17 protein-coding genes and 2 riboswitches are annotated in these 17,696 nt (G+C 41.5%); of the genes, 5 read left to right on the forward strand and 12 right to left on the reverse strand.

Going from position 1 to position 17,696, the window contains the following annotated elements; all coding sequences use genetic code 11:
* Positions 1-43 precede the first annotated feature (43 nt).
* From ACZ42W_RS19135 to ACZ42W_RS19145, 3 genes are all read left to right on the forward strand, one after another.
* Complete coding sequence (locus ACZ42W_RS19135; RefSeq protein ID WP_464166853.1) at positions 44-1,063, forward strand: Bug family tripartite tricarboxylate transporter substrate binding protein; 1,020 nt, start codon at positions 44-46, stop codon at positions 1,061-1,063.
* A 95-nt stretch (positions 1,064-1,158) separates the two neighbouring features.
* Positions 1,159-1,620: a tripartite tricarboxylate transporter TctB family protein gene (locus ACZ42W_RS19140; protein WP_464166854.1), complete on the forward strand. Its 462-nt coding sequence runs from the start codon at positions 1,159-1,161 to the stop codon at positions 1,618-1,620.
* Between the two features lie 4 nt (positions 1,621-1,624).
* Positions 1,625-3,139: a tripartite tricarboxylate transporter permease gene (locus ACZ42W_RS19145; RefSeq protein WP_464166855.1), complete on the forward strand. Its 1,515-nt coding sequence runs from the start codon at positions 1,625-1,627 to the stop codon at positions 3,137-3,139.
* A 445-nt stretch (positions 3,140-3,584) separates the two neighbouring features.
* Here ACZ42W_RS19145 and ACZ42W_RS19150 read toward each other — a convergent pair whose 3' ends face one another.
* The 4 genes from ACZ42W_RS19150 to ACZ42W_RS19165 form a co-directional block, all read right to left on the reverse strand.
* Entirely contained in the window at positions 3,585-5,186 is a 1,602-nt protein-coding gene (locus tag ACZ42W_RS19150) for a nitrite/sulfite reductase (protein WP_464166856.1), read from the reverse strand.
* Between the two features lie 248 nt (positions 5,187-5,434).
* On the reverse strand, positions 5,435-5,779 hold the full coding sequence (locus ACZ42W_RS19155) for a cupin domain-containing protein (RefSeq protein WP_464166857.1): 345 nt from the start codon (positions 5,777-5,779) through the stop codon (positions 5,435-5,437).
* A gap of 192 nt (positions 5,780-5,971) precedes the next feature.
* Complete coding sequence (locus ACZ42W_RS19160) at positions 5,972-7,339, reverse strand: DUF711 family protein (protein WP_464166858.1); 1,368 nt, start codon at positions 7,337-7,339, stop codon at positions 5,972-5,974.
* Between the two features lie 11 nt (positions 7,340-7,350).
* Positions 7,351-7,650, reverse strand: coding sequence for an ACT domain-containing protein (locus ACZ42W_RS19165; RefSeq protein WP_464171097.1), 300 nt, complete (start codon positions 7,648-7,650; stop codon positions 7,351-7,353).
* 164 nt (positions 7,651-7,814) lie between these two features.
* A riboswitch (glycine riboswitch) is annotated at positions 7,815-7,906 on the reverse strand.
* 6 nt (positions 7,907-7,912) lie between these two features.
* Positions 7,913-7,988, reverse strand: a riboswitch (glycine riboswitch).
* Positions 7,989-8,164: 176 nt separating this feature from the next.
* Between ACZ42W_RS19165 and ACZ42W_RS19170 the strand changes: the two genes are divergently transcribed.
* A complete protein-coding gene (locus ACZ42W_RS19170) occupies positions 8,165-8,638 on the forward strand; it encodes an N-acetyltransferase family protein (RefSeq protein ID WP_464166859.1) in 474 nt (157 codons plus the stop codon).
* A gap of 93 nt (positions 8,639-8,731) precedes the next feature.
* On the opposite strand, the gene ACZ42W_RS19175 is transcribed toward ACZ42W_RS19170, so the two are convergent.
* Entirely contained in the window at positions 8,732-9,562 is an 831-nt protein-coding gene (locus ACZ42W_RS19175; protein WP_464166860.1) for an undecaprenyl-diphosphate phosphatase, read from the reverse strand.
* A gap of 181 nt (positions 9,563-9,743) precedes the next feature.
* Between ACZ42W_RS19175 and ACZ42W_RS19180 the strand changes: the two genes are divergently transcribed.
* Positions 9,744-10,388, forward strand: a complete 645-nt coding sequence (locus ACZ42W_RS19180; protein WP_464166861.1) for a flavodoxin family protein — start codon at positions 9,744-9,746, stop codon at positions 10,386-10,388.
* A gap of 152 nt (positions 10,389-10,540) precedes the next feature.
* Here the strand turns inward: ACZ42W_RS19180 and ACZ42W_RS19185 are convergent, their stop codons facing one another.
* The 7 genes from ACZ42W_RS19185 to ACZ42W_RS19215 form a co-directional block, all read right to left on the reverse strand.
* Complete coding sequence (locus tag ACZ42W_RS19185; RefSeq protein ID WP_464166862.1) at positions 10,541-11,227, reverse strand: YjgB family protein; 687 nt, start codon at positions 11,225-11,227, stop codon at positions 10,541-10,543.
* A 185-nt stretch (positions 11,228-11,412) separates the two neighbouring features.
* On the reverse strand, positions 11,413-12,054 hold the full coding sequence (locus ACZ42W_RS19190) for a LysE family transporter (protein WP_464166863.1): 642 nt from the start codon (positions 12,052-12,054) through the stop codon (positions 11,413-11,415).
* Positions 12,055-12,102: 48 nt separating this feature from the next.
* Entirely contained in the window at positions 12,103-13,758 is a 1,656-nt protein-coding gene (abc-f, locus tag ACZ42W_RS19195; protein WP_464166864.1) for a ribosomal protection-like ABC-F family protein, read from the reverse strand.
* 408 nt (positions 13,759-14,166) lie between these two features.
* On the reverse strand, positions 14,167-14,943 hold the full coding sequence (locus ACZ42W_RS19200; protein ID WP_464166865.1) for a pentapeptide repeat-containing protein: 777 nt from the start codon (positions 14,941-14,943) through the stop codon (positions 14,167-14,169).
* Between the two features lie 16 nt (positions 14,944-14,959).
* A complete protein-coding gene (locus ACZ42W_RS19205; protein ID WP_464166866.1) occupies positions 14,960-15,286 on the reverse strand; it encodes a PadR family transcriptional regulator in 327 nt (108 codons plus the stop codon).
* 413 nt (positions 15,287-15,699) lie between these two features.
* The gene (locus ACZ42W_RS19210; RefSeq protein ID WP_464171099.1) at positions 15,700-16,179 is read right to left on the reverse strand and encodes a DUF6530 family protein; all 480 of its coding nucleotides are present in this window, start codon (positions 16,177-16,179) and stop codon (positions 15,700-15,702) included.
* Positions 16,180-16,357: 178 nt separating this feature from the next.
* Positions 16,358-17,584 (reverse strand): MFS transporter, encoded by a 1,227-nt coding sequence (locus ACZ42W_RS19215; RefSeq protein ID WP_464166867.1) that lies wholly within the window; start codon positions 17,582-17,584, stop codon positions 16,358-16,360.
* Positions 17,585-17,696 lie beyond the last annotated feature (112 nt).

Raw genomic sequence — 17,696 nt, forward strand, 5'->3', positions numbered from 1 at the left:
ACTCCAAACTCATTCTGAATAAGAAATTTGAAGGAGGAAAATCATGAAAAGGTTTAAAAAGTTCATTGCCGTTTCTCTAATTGCTGCACTTTCGCTTACCTTGTCTGGTTGCGGAGGGCAAGCAACTACTGCCTCGAAAGAGCCAGCAAAAGAAGCACCTAAAAAAATTGAATACCCGACCAAAGCGGTAACTGTAATTCACGGTTTTAAACCAGGTGGCGGAAGTGATCAGTTAAGCCAAATGGTGCAACCCTATTTGGAGAAAGATCTAAAAGTACAATTTGCTAATGTATACAAGACAGGCGCGGATGGTGCAATTGCTTGGAAGGAAATTGCACATTCGACCAAGCCAGATGGATATACGCTCTCAACCCTTCTTACTAAAACAATCTTAAACTCTATGATTAACAAAGATGCTGGATACACAATGGCTGACTTCAAACCCATCGCTCAAGTTGTATGGGACCCAGGTATCTTAGTTGTGGCACCGGAAAGCCCGTTTAAGACAGCTCAGGAATTGATCGATTACGCTAAGCAAAATCCTGGAAAACTTAAAATGACTAACTCAGGTACAGGCGGAGACGATTGGTATACTGCGGTTATGATTGAAAAGCTCTCAGGTACCAAGATGAATCATATCCCCTTTGAAGGAGATGCCCCGGCTTGGCAAGCAGTAGCTGGCGGACATGCGGACGCTAACTCCACAAACGCAAGTGTAGTTACCTCTTTAGTTAAGGGTAACAAATTACGTGCACTTGCAGTCTACGCGGAGAAACGTCTTCCTGAACTTCCAGACGTTCCGACCTTAAAAGAAATAGGCATTAACTTAGTACAAGGTTCTGCTCGCGGTTATTTGGCTCCGAAAGATACCCCTCAGGAAATCATCGATATCTTAGCAAATGCCATCGAAAAAGTTACGAAGGAACCCGAGTTCATTAAAACAACTAAAGCAGGTAGCTTAGAAATCATTTTCAAAAAAGGCGCTGAGTATGACAAAGCCCTTAAGGATGAAGAAGCAAGCATGAAAAAAGTCATTGAGGAAATGGGTCTAGTGAGCAAGTAGAAGTTTTCTTGAGATGACGTATATCTTAAAGGTGTCTTTAGGCGGCGGGGCAGGCCCGCTGCCCATTCTAATCCTAGACTAGGCAGGTGAAAGTAATGAAGGAACGGGTTATAGCAATAGGCTTTTTAATATTCTCGTTAGTGTACTTGGCTGGGTCCATATCTTTGCAAGTGGGTACTATTGAACAACCTGGCGCGGGTATGATGCCCGCATTCTTTGCCATAGCTTTACTCATCGTTTCAGCCTACAATGTTTATAAAACCTTTAAGGAAGCATCTCAAGAGGAATCGCAAAGTTGGTTCCAATTGGCACCTGTCGGTGTAGCGATTAGTATTGTTATCTATCCGTTCATTTTAAAACCCTTAGGCTACCTCATCTCTACGTTTATTGTGCTCTCAGCTTTGTTACTTATTCTTCGTTTTAAATCGAAATGGGTATCTTTAGTAACGGCTTTAGTCTCCACGCTTGCCTCTTATTGTTTATTCGCGCTTGTTCTGAAAGTGATCTTACCGGGACAGTTCCTTGAAGATCTTATTTCAACCTTAATTAGGAGGTGAGAGAATGGATGTATTACAGCAATTACTGATGGGGTTTACAACAGCTGCAACACCTATTAATCTTCTTTATGCCTTGTTCGGTGCATTTATTGGAACGATTGTTGGGGTGTTACCAGGAATCGGGCCTTTGGGCTCGATGGCTATTCTCTTGTCTTTCACCATGAATATGGATGCAACGACCGCCATGATATTCTTTGCGGGAATTTACTATGGATCTATGTACGGAGGATCTACGACTTCAATTCTCCTCAATATACCTGGGGAAGCCGCTTCTGTCGTTACCTGTATGGATGGATATGAAATGGCTAAGAAAGGACGAGCTGGAGGGGCATTAACGATTGCTGCGATAGGTTCTTTCATTGCAGGTACAATTAGTATCATTGGTCTTATGTTTGCAGCTACTGCATTAGCAGACACAGCCCTTAAGTTCGGTCCTCCTGAATTTTTTGCGATTGGGGTCGTTGGGCTGCTTGTCCTTGTCCGTTTAAGCGGAGGTTCTCTCCGTAAGAATATGTTGATGATGCTTTTCGGTTTAGCAGTGTCTACTATCGGAACGGACAAATTGATAGGTGTATCTCGCTTTACCTTTGGAATTACGGAACTGGGGCAAGGCGTGGAATTTCTCCCTGTGGCCATGGGACTTTTTGGTATCGCCGAAGTCATGCTTTCGGTTTCAGAGAAAGAAGGATATGGCCAATTAATTAAAATTAAAATGCGTGATTTACTTCCTACGAAGAAAGAGCTAAAGCATTCTGCTGGTCCGATTTTTCGGGGGTCTATTCTTGGCTTCTTTATAGGGCTTTTGCCTGGCCCTTCACCTGTTATTTCCACTTTCGTTTCCTATATGACCGAGAAGAAATTGTCCAAGCATCCGGAAGAGTTTGGTAAGGGTGCGATTGAAGGGGTAGCTGGACCGGAAGCAGCCAATAATGCGGCTGTCGGCGGTGCCTATGTCCCTTTGATGGCTTTGGGTGTTCCGTTTACCCCAGCGATGGCAGTAGTGGTGGGAGCAATGATGCTGCATGGAATTACCCCTGGCCCCACTTTGATCGCAGAACGCCCTGACCTGTTTTGGGGGGTTATCGCGAGTATGTATATCGGTAATATCATGCTCCTTATTCTAAACCTCCCGCTTGTTCAAATATTTGTCAACGTCATGAAGGTTCCAAAGCCACTGTTATTTCCACTTATCGTTCTTTTTTGTCTCGTGGGTGTTTATAGCGTCAATTCCAGCTTTCTTGATCTCGCAGTTCTTGCCATCTTCGGAATTCTGGGCTATTTCCTTCGTGGGAGAGGCTATGAACCGGCACCTTTAGTCTTAGCCTTAGTTATTGGACCGATGATGGAAATTGCTTTCAGACAAGCGTTAATGACCTCCCAAGGAGATTTATCTATACTTTTTATGCGCCCAATCTCTGGGACGTTGTATATATTGACAGTCCTTATCTTGGTTGTTCCTGCAATTTATAAATATATTCGAAAGAAAGGAACAGGAACATATGTAAGTAAAGGCGCTTAAAGTTTTTTTGCAAAAGCATCAATGGATATGATTACATCATATATAAATCCTTAAAATATCGAAAAGCCGGGGGCCTTCCGATAGAAGTTCTCCGACTTTCCGATATTTTCTTTTTTTTGATTCAATTCTTGATCTATTGAGATGCTATTTCTGTTCTTTAAGTATTTCCTTATTAAAAACCCAGGAGTGATTTTTCATGTCTCTACCTCTAATCACAACCTGATTGCCCTTCACCTCGACATATAATCCATTGACCTGAGGCTCGCGAGTTCTCCCCCCTTTTCCATCGGTAACAATAGTATAGTGCACAGCACCAGTGTGGACAGTAGTAAAGGGTTGGTTGTCAGTATTGATACTTGTTTCATCAAGTGGGCGATGGGTGTGTGAGGTAAACAGAATAACTTCCGGATAATGAGATAGTATATCCCGAAGCTCTTTACCTTGTCTAATTCAAATGGGGATTAAGAAGGTCTTGAAACGCTTGAGCTCCGAGCCGAGAAACAAAATCGTGAAATTCCTCCTGATGTCGTTTATTGCTTTTATAGAATTCGATAAACTCAACCAAAACCTCTGGAACTTGAGCAGCGGGAACCGCTCCTTCAAGAGGTATTGCAAACCCAGCATCAATCCCTAATTGCCCTCCTATAGAGAGTTCAAATTTCTCGACAGTTTCCCCATTCCATTTTCCGAGCATCCCTCTTAAACCAATATCCGCAATGTGTAATTGAGCACAGGAATTCTGACAACCATTGACATGAATACGCAAGGGGGTATCCAACTCAAACTTTTCATCGAGATATTGAGCAATTTTCAAGGCAAAATTCTTAGTCTCGACTGGCGCTAAATTGCAAAATTCCTTACCCGTGCAAGACATCGTGTACCCTATAAAGGATTTTGGGTACGGAGTGAATTTCACGATGATCGGTTCAGCGAGGAGGGCCTCAATAGTCTCAGTGGGTATATTAGCCAGCACCAGATTCTTCGAATTACACGTTCGAAGAGAGCCATCTCCGTATATATCTGCGCACTGTGTAATTTCAAGCAGATCCTCTGCAGATAATCGTCCGACAGGAACGGATAACCCCACATAATTGAGTCCTGGTTGCTTTTGAGGATGAACGCCATAAAAATATCCTGCATTCCACCCACGGGTTAAGTCTATCCCTTCACTTTCAAGAGGACCAGTCAGTTTTAGGAGCTCGGTTTCAAACTTCTCTCTTCCCCAATCCGCCAGGAGAAACTTTAATCGCGCTTGTCGTCGATTACTCCGATAGCCGTAATCCCTAAAGAGGGTTGCCACTGCAATGGAGACCTTTAATACGTCCTGGGGATGAATAAAGAAATTCAGCCTTTGGCCAAGCTGAGGTTTAGATGAGAGCCCGCCACCAACATAGACATGAAATCCATAAACTTCTTTCTCGCCCTCTCTCTTAACTGCCGGTGTAAATGCTATATCATTGATTTGTGCATGTCCCGTATTATCGACATTGGCTGAAATCGAAATCTTAAACTTTCGTGGAAGATTCGAGAACTCTCTGTTCTCCTGGAAATATTCAAAGACTTGCTGAACAATCTCTCGAGTATCCATTGTTTCATCAGGGTCAATTCCTGCGAGAGGATTTCCTATAACGGTTCGCGGACAGTCGCCACAGGACTCAATAGTATGCAGGTTGACTTGTCTAAGAGTATCCATTATTTCAGGAAGGGTTTCTATCGTAATCCAACGAAATTGGATGGCCTGACGCGTGGTCAAGTCAATGATTCCCCGTCCATATTTTTTTGAGATATCAGCTAACACACGAGCTTGCTGAGAATTCATGACCCCACCAGGAATCTTTACCCGCAATAGAAAATATCCTTCAGTTCGCGGTCTCTGGACATAGACCCCCGCCCACTTTAAGAGATCACGTTCTTTAGGTGTGATGGATTCAAAACCCGATTCTTTGTATTCTGAAAGCTTTTCAAGTATATCCAAGCCATCTTGCTTCAGTTTCAATTTTTCAAAGTCATTCAGCTCATCATAATCTTTTTCCCAAACTTTGCCCATATTCAACTCCCCTTATTCATAGCGAATTACTAGGATAGTAAATCATATTTTGAAGAATACTATGAAACAGGGAATTTGTCTAGCTCTAATGTAAATATTTAAACGAAAAAAGCTAGACTCGGATTCGAATAAGGAAATCATGTAATTATTCACCATAACTTAAGGGTAAGAAGCTATTCAAGTTGCTCCTTACCCTTTTCGACTGATCACTACGCATTCAAGAAAAAACATATAAGTCAATCCCTTTATTACTCTTTTGGCTTTTTGATAACCGTTAGAAGCATCTTAAACCTTTTACGGGCTTCTAGGCTATGTGGAATATCCGAGGGCATAATGACTGTTTCCCCTTCTTTAACCGTTAGAACTTTATCTCCGATGGTGATTTCCGCTTCCCCATCGAGAACCTGAACCAAAGCATCTCCTGAAGTCGTATGTGTACTTATTCCTTCCCCTTCATCCAGGGAGAATAAAGTAATGTTTACTGCAGGGATTTGAGCAATTGTCATGCTGATAACTTGACCTTGTTTGTATTCGATAAGTTCTTTAAGATTGAGAGCTTGTGAGAATTCAATATTTTTCATGATATTAACCATTTAAAGTCCCCCTTTAAATTATCTTTTAGCTTATGACTTATTCTAACCCTTTTAGCATTTAAAATAATGTGATTGGAATCACTTTAAAATGAAAATATTTCCTCCTCACTCTTACCCTCCATATAATTCTTTACCCCGCATCACTCGACTCAGACTTGATCCTAGTGATACGGGGTAGTTTTCGTGTAAATCTTAGTTTGATAAACTTGTAATGGGAGCGGGAATCCTCCCTCCACGCCTTATAAACTGACGAGAAGAGAAAGGGTTAATCTTAATGACGGGTGCTCCACCAAGTAGCCCTCCAAATTCAACTCGATCTCCAGCCTTTTTCCCTATCGCCGGAATCACTCGAACTGCAGTCGTTTTTTTGTTGATCATTCCAATGGCTGCCTCATCAGCAATAATGCCCGCAATCGTCTCTGCCTCAACATCCCCTGGGATTGCAATCATGTCTAGTCCAACGGAACAAACACAGGTCATTGCCTCAAGCTTCTCTATGCTTAACGCTCCTGTTTCTACGGCATAGGACATCCCCGCATCTTCAGAAACCGGGATGAAAGCCCCGCTCAAACCTCCCACATGAGAGGAAGCCATGGCTCCACCTTTTTTTACCGCATCATTTAATAATGCTAAAGCAGCAGTAGTTCCATGAGCACCACAGCGTTCCAAGCCCATATTCTCTAAGATTTCGGCAACGCTATCCCCTATAGCCGGCGTTGGAGCCAACGAAAGATCAACGATTCCAAATGGAACTTTTAATTCTTTGGAAGCCTCGCGCCCAATCAACTCACCCATTCGTGTAATTTTAAAGGCTGTGCGCTTGATCAAATTGGCCAGTTCCCCTAAATCCGCATCCGGGTGTTTTTTTACAGTATGTGCTACAACACCAGGACCACTTACTCCTACGTTGATAACAACTTCCGGTTCTCCCACACCGTGGAAAGCCCCCGCCATGAAGGGGTTATCCTCTGGAGCATTGCAAAAGACCACTAGCTTAGCTGCAGCAATCCCGTCCTGATCCGCAGTGCGGTGCGCGCATTCGAGAACGACTTGTCCCATCTTTAAGACGGCATCCATATTTATTCCAGCCTTCGTCGATCCGATATTCACTGAAGAACACACGTATTCGGTCTCCGCAAGGGCCTGGGGAATCGCTTCAATCAAGGCTTCATCTCCGCGGGTTAAACCCTTTTGGACCAGCGCCGAAAATCCTCCTAAGAAGTTAATACCCACTGTTTTCGCAGCCCGATCCAAAGTTCTCGCCAAGCGAACCATATCCTCTGGATGAAAATTAGATCCCAGCAGGGCCACTGGAGTGACTGACACTCGCTTGTTGACAATTGGAATCCCGTAGCGTGCAGCCAAGCTTTCACCAACACTCACCAAATTTTCTGCTTGGCGAGTAATTTTATCGTAAACCTTCTGCTCCACGCGCTTTATGTCATCCCCAGCACAATCCAATAAACTGATACCCATGGTTATCGTACGAATATCTAGATTCTCATTTTCAACCATTTCAAGGGTCTGTAAAATTTCATGAGGTGCCAAGTGCATTTTCATGATAAGCCTCCCTATACTCTGTGCATGAACGAAAAAATATCCTCATGCTGTACATTAACTTTCAAGCCCCGCTCCGTTCCTTCGCGCTTCAATTTCTCGGTAATCTCAGCTAAGGCTACAGAGGATTGACTGACATCCACGATCATAATCATGGTAAAAAAACCTTGCAAGATGGTCTGACTAAGGTCCAATACGTTAATTGAATTCTCAGCTAAACGCCCTGTTAACCAAGCAATAATTCCGATTTGGTCTTTTCCCAAGATTGTAATAATGACCCGATTTGATTTTTCATGTGTTGTTTCCAATGGCATTTTTCTTACCTCTTTTCCATCTTCTTTTTGCAGTCTCTTCCTTATCATTCCCATTCATCCCACTAAAAAAGAGCCAAATCAGATTTTGATTTGACTCTGGAGAGTACTTTAAAGAATATTTTTAAAAAGGAAATAAGACAATTCCATGAATTATCCTCATCAAAAATATATCCTCTGTCCTTTTGCCTGAGAGATTTAACAGCTATAGCTGTTTTGCACCTTCGGCGTCCTTTCGGAACTCTCCAGAGTCCTGTCCGTTTCCAGTTCCACTTCATTTAAAGTACCTGAGAGTATAACTCCGTCGGTGGGCGTAACCGCCACTCTCCTGAAAACATCATCCAGCCCTATTTAATATTAAAACGTATTATAAACACAGTTACAAAGAATTGCAACCCCAACTTCTCATGAGGGGATCTACTAAAGCTGCAAGTTGAAAAAGACTCAATTGAAAAAGTCCAGCCTTCAGCTTATGATTATTCAATAGCAAGGACATTAGGTACGAGGAGGAGTTTCGATGAATATAAGAAAAGCAATCCTTGACGACTACGCTGGAATAATTGAACTATACTCAGAACTTGATGGATTGCATCGTTCGAATCACACAGAACTCTTTATACAGCCCGAGGGACCTTCTCGGTCGAAAGAATATATTACCGATTTAGTTCATGGTAATGATAAGGCTCTTTTTGTTGCCGAAGAGGATTCCCAGATTATTGGTCTAGCAGAGTGCCTCATCATGAGGTCACCAAACTTCCCTGTCATAAAAAAAAGAGAATGGGTTCAGCTCGATAGTATTGCAGTAAGGCATGATTACCAGCACCGAAATATTGGCTCTTCCCTTTTAGACGTCGTCATTCAATGGGCTCAAAGCATGAACATCGATCGGATTGAAGTAAAAGTGTATTCCTTTAATACGAATGCACTTGAGTTTTATAATAAAAATGACTTCAAAGATTTGGCCAGAATAATGTATCTGAATCTGGAATAAGAAATGTACATATATACTTCTAGAAGCAACTGCAAGAATGAGACTTTTTCTATGACCTTTATATGCCACTCGTTGTACATCTATAGAATAGAATTATAAATAGATCACATAGATTAAAGCAGCTAGCACAATCCGATAAAGCGCAAACGGCACAAGCTTGATTCGGTTAATAAGATTTAGAAACAAACGAATAAAAAGTAATGCGAATACAAAGGCACTGATAAAACCAACGATGAAAAAGGGTAAGACATCAAGCGTAAAGTATTGCCAATTTTTCAAGAGAGATAAACCACTTGCTCCTAACATTATCGGAACAGCCATGATAAAGGTGAAATCGGAGGCAGCGCGGTGACTCATACCTAGAATGACTCCTCCCGAAATGGAAGAACCCGAACGCGAAAATCCCGGCCATAAACCTAAACATTGAAAAAGTCCAATCCCGAGTGCTTGTTTATACGTTATTTGGTCTACTTTCTCTACTTTAGGTTCTTTTGGTCGGACCCAATCTGCGACTATCATAAGAATGGCCCCGATGACCAGTCCTATGATAACCGTTTCCACTGAGAATAAGTGCTCATCGATAAAATCCTCGAAGGCAACCCCAAGTACCCCGGCTGGGATCAAGCCTACAATAACTTTCTTGAGGCTTAACCTATCCCTTTGTTTCGAATTCAGGGTCTGTTCTCTGTGTAGTCCTAAGAGATTCATAAAACGCTCTCTAAACAAGATAACTACTGCTAAAATCGAACCCAACTGAATAACAACTTTGAAGGTATTGGCCACTGGCGCGGTAAATATTACTTTCGAATGAAGCCATAAGTCATCGACAAGAATCATATGACCCGTTGAAGAAACGGGTGCATACTCCGTTAAACCTTCGACTATTCCTAAGATCAATGCTACGAATAATTCCCACATGTTCATTATTTATTGTTCCCTCCGTATTAAGTCTTCACGGACTACTTTAAATGCAAAGCTGTTAAATGTCTACCTTAGCTCAAGCTCAAACCCTTAATGAGTACGAACTTGTTGTATTTGTCCCTTCCCCTATAATGATAGTATCAGTTAACGTTAACTGAGTATTGAATTGGAGATGATAAGAGCTATGAAAGTAATCGCTGTTAACGGGAGTCCTAGAAAAAAATGGAATACCGCTACATTATTGCAAAAAGCGCTTGACGGAGCAGCATCTATAGGCGCTCAAACTGAACTAATCCATTTGTATGACTTGAATTTCAAAGGTTGTACCAGCTGCTTTGCCTGTAAAAGGAAGGATTCCAAGCATATTGGTCACTGTGCTATGAAGGATGACCTAACTAATGTCTTGGGAAAAATTCTAGAATGTGATGTCCTCCTTTTGGGTTCACCCATCTACTTCGGAAATATCACCGGAGAAATGCGTTCCTTCTTAGAACGTTTGCTCTTCTCCAACCTTTCCTATAACGAGGGGCATCGTTCAGTTTTTGAAGGAAAGATAGCTTCAGGTTTCATTTATACGATGAATGTCCCGGAGGAAATTCTGAAGCAAGTAGGCTACGAAGCAGTATTTCGCTCTATCGCAAATAGCCTGCGAATCTTGAACGGCACTTCAGAGTATATCCTCTCCACTGATACCTACCAGTTTGAGGATTACTCCAGATATGAAGCCTCCAGGTTTGACGAAAAACACAAATCTCAAGTGAAAGCAGAGCAATTCCCCCTCGATTGTCAGAAAGCCTTTGACATGAGCGTTAGACTAGCAAGCATCTAAGCAATAATATTCATCAGATCCTGCAATCCTCAAGCTTGCAGGATTTAATTTATTACGTGTAGAGCGTAGCGAGGATTCGCATCCTCAGGCCAAATTTTCAAGTTAAATGGGTCCCCAGAAGATATCTTCTGGGGACCCATTTTTGTGGAGCCCTACCATTGTCGACCTGGGTCGTTTGCCATACTATTTACTGTACCTTGAGGATAAAGAACGAGATAATGATCCATCATGGGATCAGGATTACTATTAGTCGGTTGTGGAAATACCAGCTCGATTTTAAATTCTTGTCCTGCAGTATACCCAATGATTTCTTCCCCATTAACTTTTACATCATAAGCAGGAGTTCCATATACTTCTTTAGTCATAGTGAGGGAGAGTAACTGCAATTGTTTATCGTAGGACCGTACCTCAAAAATTTGCATACCTTTATTAAAGCCAAATACGCTAACATGACTTAAATATGTCGCATAATTCCCTTTAGCAGCAGGAACCCAATCGACTTTATCCGGTTCGCCCCATTTTTTCTTTACATCTTCCAAGACACTTGTCTTTGCAGGAAAGTCGCAATTGATGACTTTCCCTTGCTCAGCTAGCTTCTTCATGTTCAATAACAATCCTTGAGAAGGATTAGTAGCCTGAGTTGAAGATGACGGAGTTGTTTGGGGTGATGGACTCGGTTGAGTCGATTGATTTGATGAAGGCGTCTGAGTAGCCGAATCAGTTTGTGAGGGGGGATTCTGAGACTGAGAATTTGATGGAGAACATCCGACGAGAAGAGTTAGAACGAATGCAGTAATCATCCATTTTAAGGCCATCTTATGAGCTGCTTGTGTAATCATGATAGTCTTCCTCCCTAATACCTCTGTAACGTTTACGTAATTACAGGCTGTTGGTTGCTGGTTGCTGGTATTTTCTCCGAATATCCTGCAAAAATTTAGAGAGATTGCTCTTTTTATCTATTAAGACGCTATTGAAAGCCCTGTTCTGACAAATCGAGAATAGTTTTAAAACTTCTCGTAACTCGTTAGCCTACGAAAAACTGAACTCCTGAATCGATGAAATAAATCGCTATCCCGATCAAGAACAATCCACAAGCCCAAAGAATAGTTCGGTAAATAACGGGGGTAAATAAGTGCCGACCGGTCGCGACTGCACCTGAAACTAGGCTATACCAGATTAAGTCCGAAGAAATGTGCCCAAGATAAAAACTTGTTGATCCTAAAATCCCGTTCTTCCCTGCGAGAACGAGAGAGGTTGTACCCACTGTAGCCCACCAGAGAGACCAGTATGGATTTGAGGCAGAGATTGTCGCTCCTAGGAGAACGGGATTCATCTTTTTCGCAGGTTGCGTCGAGGTTAGGGATAAGTCTAAATCTTTATGATGCGCTTCTCGGAACATTCCATAGGCCATCCAGATGAGAAAAGCACCACCCACTAACCCAATCAGGCCTTTAACACTCTGTTGATTTAAGATTGTTCCAAAGCCTAATAAGAGTAAACTGACTAAGAGGAGTTCTAAGAGCGCGTGTCCTAGGACGATAAGCGGTCCTGCCACGAATCCACGACGTAGACTTTCATTAATCGTTACAGTTAACAACGGGCCAGGCATAATTGCTCCAGAAAACCCCATAATTAAACTCGCTAGAAAAATTGAAACCAACTCCATCGTGTTCACCCAGCCCTACGCTAATATTATTAACTCTGGATAAATTCTTCAAAGTTCGTCCGAAACCCTCTTAAGCCTCTTCAATTCTCCTAATATCTCATGATACTCCTTGTCTAAAGCTTTTAGATCGTCTCTTTTCGAGGGCATAGAAATTCTTCCCACGACCTCCGATAACCGATGTTGCAATATAAAGATATCCTTTAGAATATCACACTTATCCTCCTTCAAGCATTTGTTTCTACTCGCCGTGTACTCCTCATAGCTCCCTCTAAACACTTTAATCCCATGATCTTCTATCGTCATGATGTGGTCAGCAACGGAACTAATAAACCTTCGATCATGAGAAACAAACAGTAAGGTTCTATCATACTTTTGAAGCGCTTCCTCAATGACTTCGAGAGACTGCATATCCATATAATTTGTTGGCTCGTCTAAGATAAGCAGATTCATGTCTTGTAATAGTATCTTCGCAAAAGATGCTTTAACTCGCTCTCCCCCACTTAGTACACTTATTCTTTTATAAACATCCGCTCGTTTGAATAACAATCTTGCGAGCAATGTTCGTGCAAAGGTTTCTTGGTATATGCTACCTTCCATAACATTTTCGAGAATGGTCGAGTTTTCATCTAAGATACTCATGTCCTGACTAAAGTAGCCTAACTTTGCCCCTGGAGCAATTTTAAGGGAAGCCTCCTTATCCAATATCATTTTGAGCAACGTACTTTTTCCGCATCCGTTTGGTCCAATTAAGGACACCTTGGCAGCATTAGAGATGTTAAACTCGGCATCTCTGAAGATGACCTTGTCTCCAAATGCCATATTTATATTCTTACCCTCGATGATCACTTTACTGTAAAGCTTCTTCGAGTCTGCTACATCGAGCTTAATTAGCTCTTTTTCCACGGGTCTTTCTTTAACTTCTAGATGATCCACTCTTGTCTCGGTACTTTTTTCTGCTCGATCAAGACTTGCCTTAGCCTTTTGATTGCCCATCTTATGAAGTCTAGCCTCGGAGTTCCCCATCCTTTTAGGAGTTTTTTTCATCGTCTTTGCCTTTTGCTTAATATCAATTATTACTCCCTCAAGCCGCTTCTTTTCATTTAAATACTGCTGATATTCAAATTGAATCCTTTCTCTTTCCTTAGCTTTCTGAGTACTATAATCGCTGTAGTTTCCGCTATATATCTTTATCTTACCGTCCTCTAGCTCCACTATCTTGTTACACAGCTTATCCAAAAAGCTTCGATCATGGGAGATAAGAACCAGCCCACCCTGGTATTCTGCAAATTGACGTTCCATGAGTTCAATACCTTCCATATCAATATTGCTGGTGGGCTCGTCGGCAAATATCATTACACTGTCATGACTTAAGCTTTGCGCAAGCTTAAATCTGGTCTTTTCTCCTCCACTCATATTTTCGTTCCAGGTACCCGCAACCCCGAATTTGGAAGCCATTTCTGAACTCACGTTTTTGTTTTCAGGCGATTCAAGTTGGGAGATATAGGAGCATGTTCCGTATAGCTTAACCCACCCTTCATCAGGCTTCAATCTTTGACTTAAAATATTGATCAACGTGGTCTTTCCCACTCCGTTCACACCGATAATCCCTATTCTGTCTTCTGAATAAATGCTTAGATTCTTTATTTCAATGATCAGTCGGTCTCCAAAATACTTTTTAATATGATTGCATTCTACTAATAACATAAAAGAACCCCTCCTAATAAACCGGAGAGGATAGCGTCATAGCCTATTGCGAACTAAGAATTGCTCTTAAAACCCTAAGTAATGCGCCTAAAAGTCATTCTCGGCACACATCTTAAGATACTAATCGCTAATTAGCTCATAAATTCAACAAGCTACCCACAGTTCAGAAAACACTATCCACTCACAAATTCTATAAAATGCATGATAAAAAGTCGTATCGATTACGACCTTATCAAAATTCCATTTTACCTCCATAGTTGAGCGAATTACATTTTCATTTTCTGCGGATACCTTGCCTTTCTTTGAATGAAATCTAAGAGTCTTATTAAGATTATATAGGGTCTTCTTAATGAATGTCAACTTCACGATAATACGCACTCAACGCTCTTAACGAGTACTAGCACTTGGCTAAATAACAGTAACATTATCCAGTTTTGCCTTATACCCTTTTAAGAGCGCATAAGTTAGTTTATCCATTGTAGTCCCCTCAAAAATCACATGTTTAACATCTGATTTAAAGGAAACATTTTTAAGAATTGCATTGCGAAAGGATGTCCTCTTTAAACCGGAATGGTTGAAAACGGTCCCATGAAGCGTTTGATTATCAAAGCAAACGCCAGATAAATCAGAATAACTAAAATCTGTTCCACTAAGTGTGCAATTTTCAAAACTAGCACCCTTCAAATTCGATTTAGTAATTTTCGCCTCTGCGAGATTGGCTCCATCGAACTTAGAATTTTCAAGGTTAGCACATTTAAACGATGTATTGCTTAAGTCTGAACAGCTAAAATCTGACCTCTCTAGATTACTATAATCAAATTTCCCCCCTTGGAGAGCAGAATGACTGAAATCCGTACCACCCATGTTGCTAAAGGTGAATTTAGCATTCTTCACGCTAACCGCTTTAAGATCAGAATTCTCTAAATTACTTTTTGAAAAATCCATACCGATAAGTTGCTGTAAATCCCTTGTTTTCTCATTGATGCTTTCCACGAGTTCTGAGACCTCTCCGATTGATTCAACAGTCATATGAAAAGCGGCTTCTTCGGCATGCCCTTCGTTTTGTAGATCTTCGAATTTCTCCTTCAAATCCTTGTATAGTTCTTCCTTTATTTCCTGAATCGCTTTCATATCTTGATAAGGCGCAAAAACCTTGTCGAGATATTCCTTAAGTTTTTGATTCACATCATTTCCACCTTTCTTAAATTAATTTGTCAATAATTTTCTTGGTAAACTCCCAGTCAGCTTTATTAACTTGATAAGTATTCTGACCTAAAGGGGTTATAGCGTAGTATTTTCTTCTACCACCCTGAGTTTCGTCTCCCCAATAGGAGGTAATGTTTCCTTCTTGTTCCAGCCTTCGAAAACTTGAATACAGCGTTGCTTCCTTTAATTCATAAAGCCCTTCACTTTTTCCAATAATCTTTTTATAAATTTCATAGCCATAACTGTCTCCTTCTCTCAATATCCCTAAGACGATTGTATCAGTATGGCCCCTCAGTAAATCCGAGGAAATTTTTCCGCCCATCAAGTTCGCCTCCTTGAGCATAATATACATCATATTACTTTGTCTGTCAAACTACTTTTTCTATTATAAATATATGATTGTCAAACAAAAGGGAAGACCAAGAGCTCCCTCAGTCCATGAACCAAGGAAGCTCCAATAATCGCTTATTCTTATAGCTACTGTGCTATTAACTTCCTAAGAGTATTCTAGACGCGATTGACTTTGAGGTGGCTCAGCGTAATACTCTGCTAATGCTGCAAAAGAATTTTTAGGCTCCCAGGCACCTGCTTCCTGCTTCATTCTTGTCTAGTATATCCTACCCAAGACAAAAATCTCTAAGGCAAGAAACCTCTTATCCGCTTTCCGAATAGGAGGTTTCTTTTTACCTATACCCCTTTTGTCCTAAGAAACAAAGAATTTACGTTCGCACATTTTTAATATCCCATCTCTTTAAGAATTCTGGATAGCGTACGTAAGCGTTCACCCATGAGCTCGTCATCATTACTCAAGGCCTGACTGAATAACTTTATATCCTCATCAATCTTTTCATTATCCGTACACACGGACACTGTCATAGCGTCACCCTGCAAACCCACTCTATCGATAACAGGATTTTCAGTATCGTATAATTTCTCATACCTATAGGCCTCACGAAAATGAAGTTTAGCTCTACAAATTAGAATGGCCAGATCAATCACGCGATGAAGTGGCATTTCCTCGGACTGTCTGGACCACTTTTCTCCCGTATATCTCCATACTTTGGCAGAAACATCGACCTTGCCGCGGTCATTCCACTGAGCTAATCCTAAGGAGAGGCCTTTGGCATCAGAATTATATGCGTATCTACCATCAACATTTTCATAGTTCTTGGATACGATTACAGGCTTATGCTTTAGAGTTGTTGGAATTTTCATCATAATAACCTCCAAATACAAATCACTGATCTAGTTATTTACTAAATTAGTAATTAGATTATAGCTTTCCTCGCTTGATATGTCAAACAGAAAACGCTTGAGTCTCTTAGCGTGAACTGAAAACAGACCTCGAAGAAAAAAATCTTTGTTGAGGTCTGTTGTATCGCGCATTTAAAATCTACAGTTCAGGTCTTGAACCTGACTTTCCAGCCTCAAGGAGCACTTTGCTACCTAGGAGGAAAAAAGCCACAATAAACATCAAAATGCCCGTACCTATAAGTAACCATTCAATCTTAATGATATCCGATAGCGGTCCAAAAGCGAGCATTCCGAGTGGCATCATTGTGCTTGAGATCATCGCAAGCACTCCAAATACTCTACCCAGAAAGTTCGGTTCCACCTTTTCCTGTAGCAATACGGTAGAGGGGGTATTAAAGATGGGCATTGAAATTCCAACTACCCCCATGAAAACGAGATAGAGCCAAAATATGGGGATAATGCCTAGGGCAACCGTACAGGCTCCGATCAGAAGGGTTGCAAGTGTCATCGAGTGAATCTTGTTCTTGAAGCCGCCCCAAGAAGCCATGATGATTCCTCCCGCCATCATCCCGATCGAAAAGGTCATTTCAATTGCCGTAAGGCGCCAAACATCGTTACCGAAACTACGTGTGACCTGAAGCGGCGTAAGGAAGGCAACCGGTGCAGCTAAAAACATAAACGTTCCGCAAAAAAGAAAGAATTTCTTGACATATTCATGATTCCTTATATACCTGAGACCTTCATGCATGTCTTCGAGATAACTTATGGATTGCTTTTCCTGAGCTTTCGCATGGGCTGGCACATGCAAAAAGAAAAATAAGACCAAGACAGCAAGCGCTGCTGTAATCACATCGATCATGAATATCGTTTCGATGGTAGCAATCGTTAGAAGTGCACCACTCAACATAGGAGATAGCAGCATAACAGCTGCTTGGATACTTCCGTTCGTCGCATTCACCTTTGTCAGCTTATCCTCCGGTACGAGCTGTGGAAGGAAGGCTCCGACAGCAGGCATTTGAACGGCCGCCCCCAGAGCACGTACTGCAGACATAACGAAGAGTAACCACAGCATATCGTATCCAGCAAAAAAGAGCAGAGCTAAGATAAGTGTTGAAATTGCAATCAACGAATCGGACAGCATAATGAGTGTCTTTCGATTATAACGATCTGCCCAGACCCCTGCGAACGGAGATAAGAAGAAGGTGGGCAAGAAACCACAAATAATTGAAATGGTCATCATCATTCCAGACTGTGTTTTTAAGGTAATGTACCACATGATGGCATACTGAACCAAGGACGACCCAAAGAGGGATATGGTCTGGCTTGCTATAAAGAGAATAATATTCTTCTTCCACTCGTGATTCATATCAATAATAATCTACTCCAATCACATTTAAACCGGCAGGCTCACTTCATTTTGAAGCAGCCTGCCATTTTTATAAACCAAAGACGATATATCTTTTGGCTCGCGCAATTTC

It is taken from the genome of Desulfitobacterium elongatum (assembly GCF_055378975.1).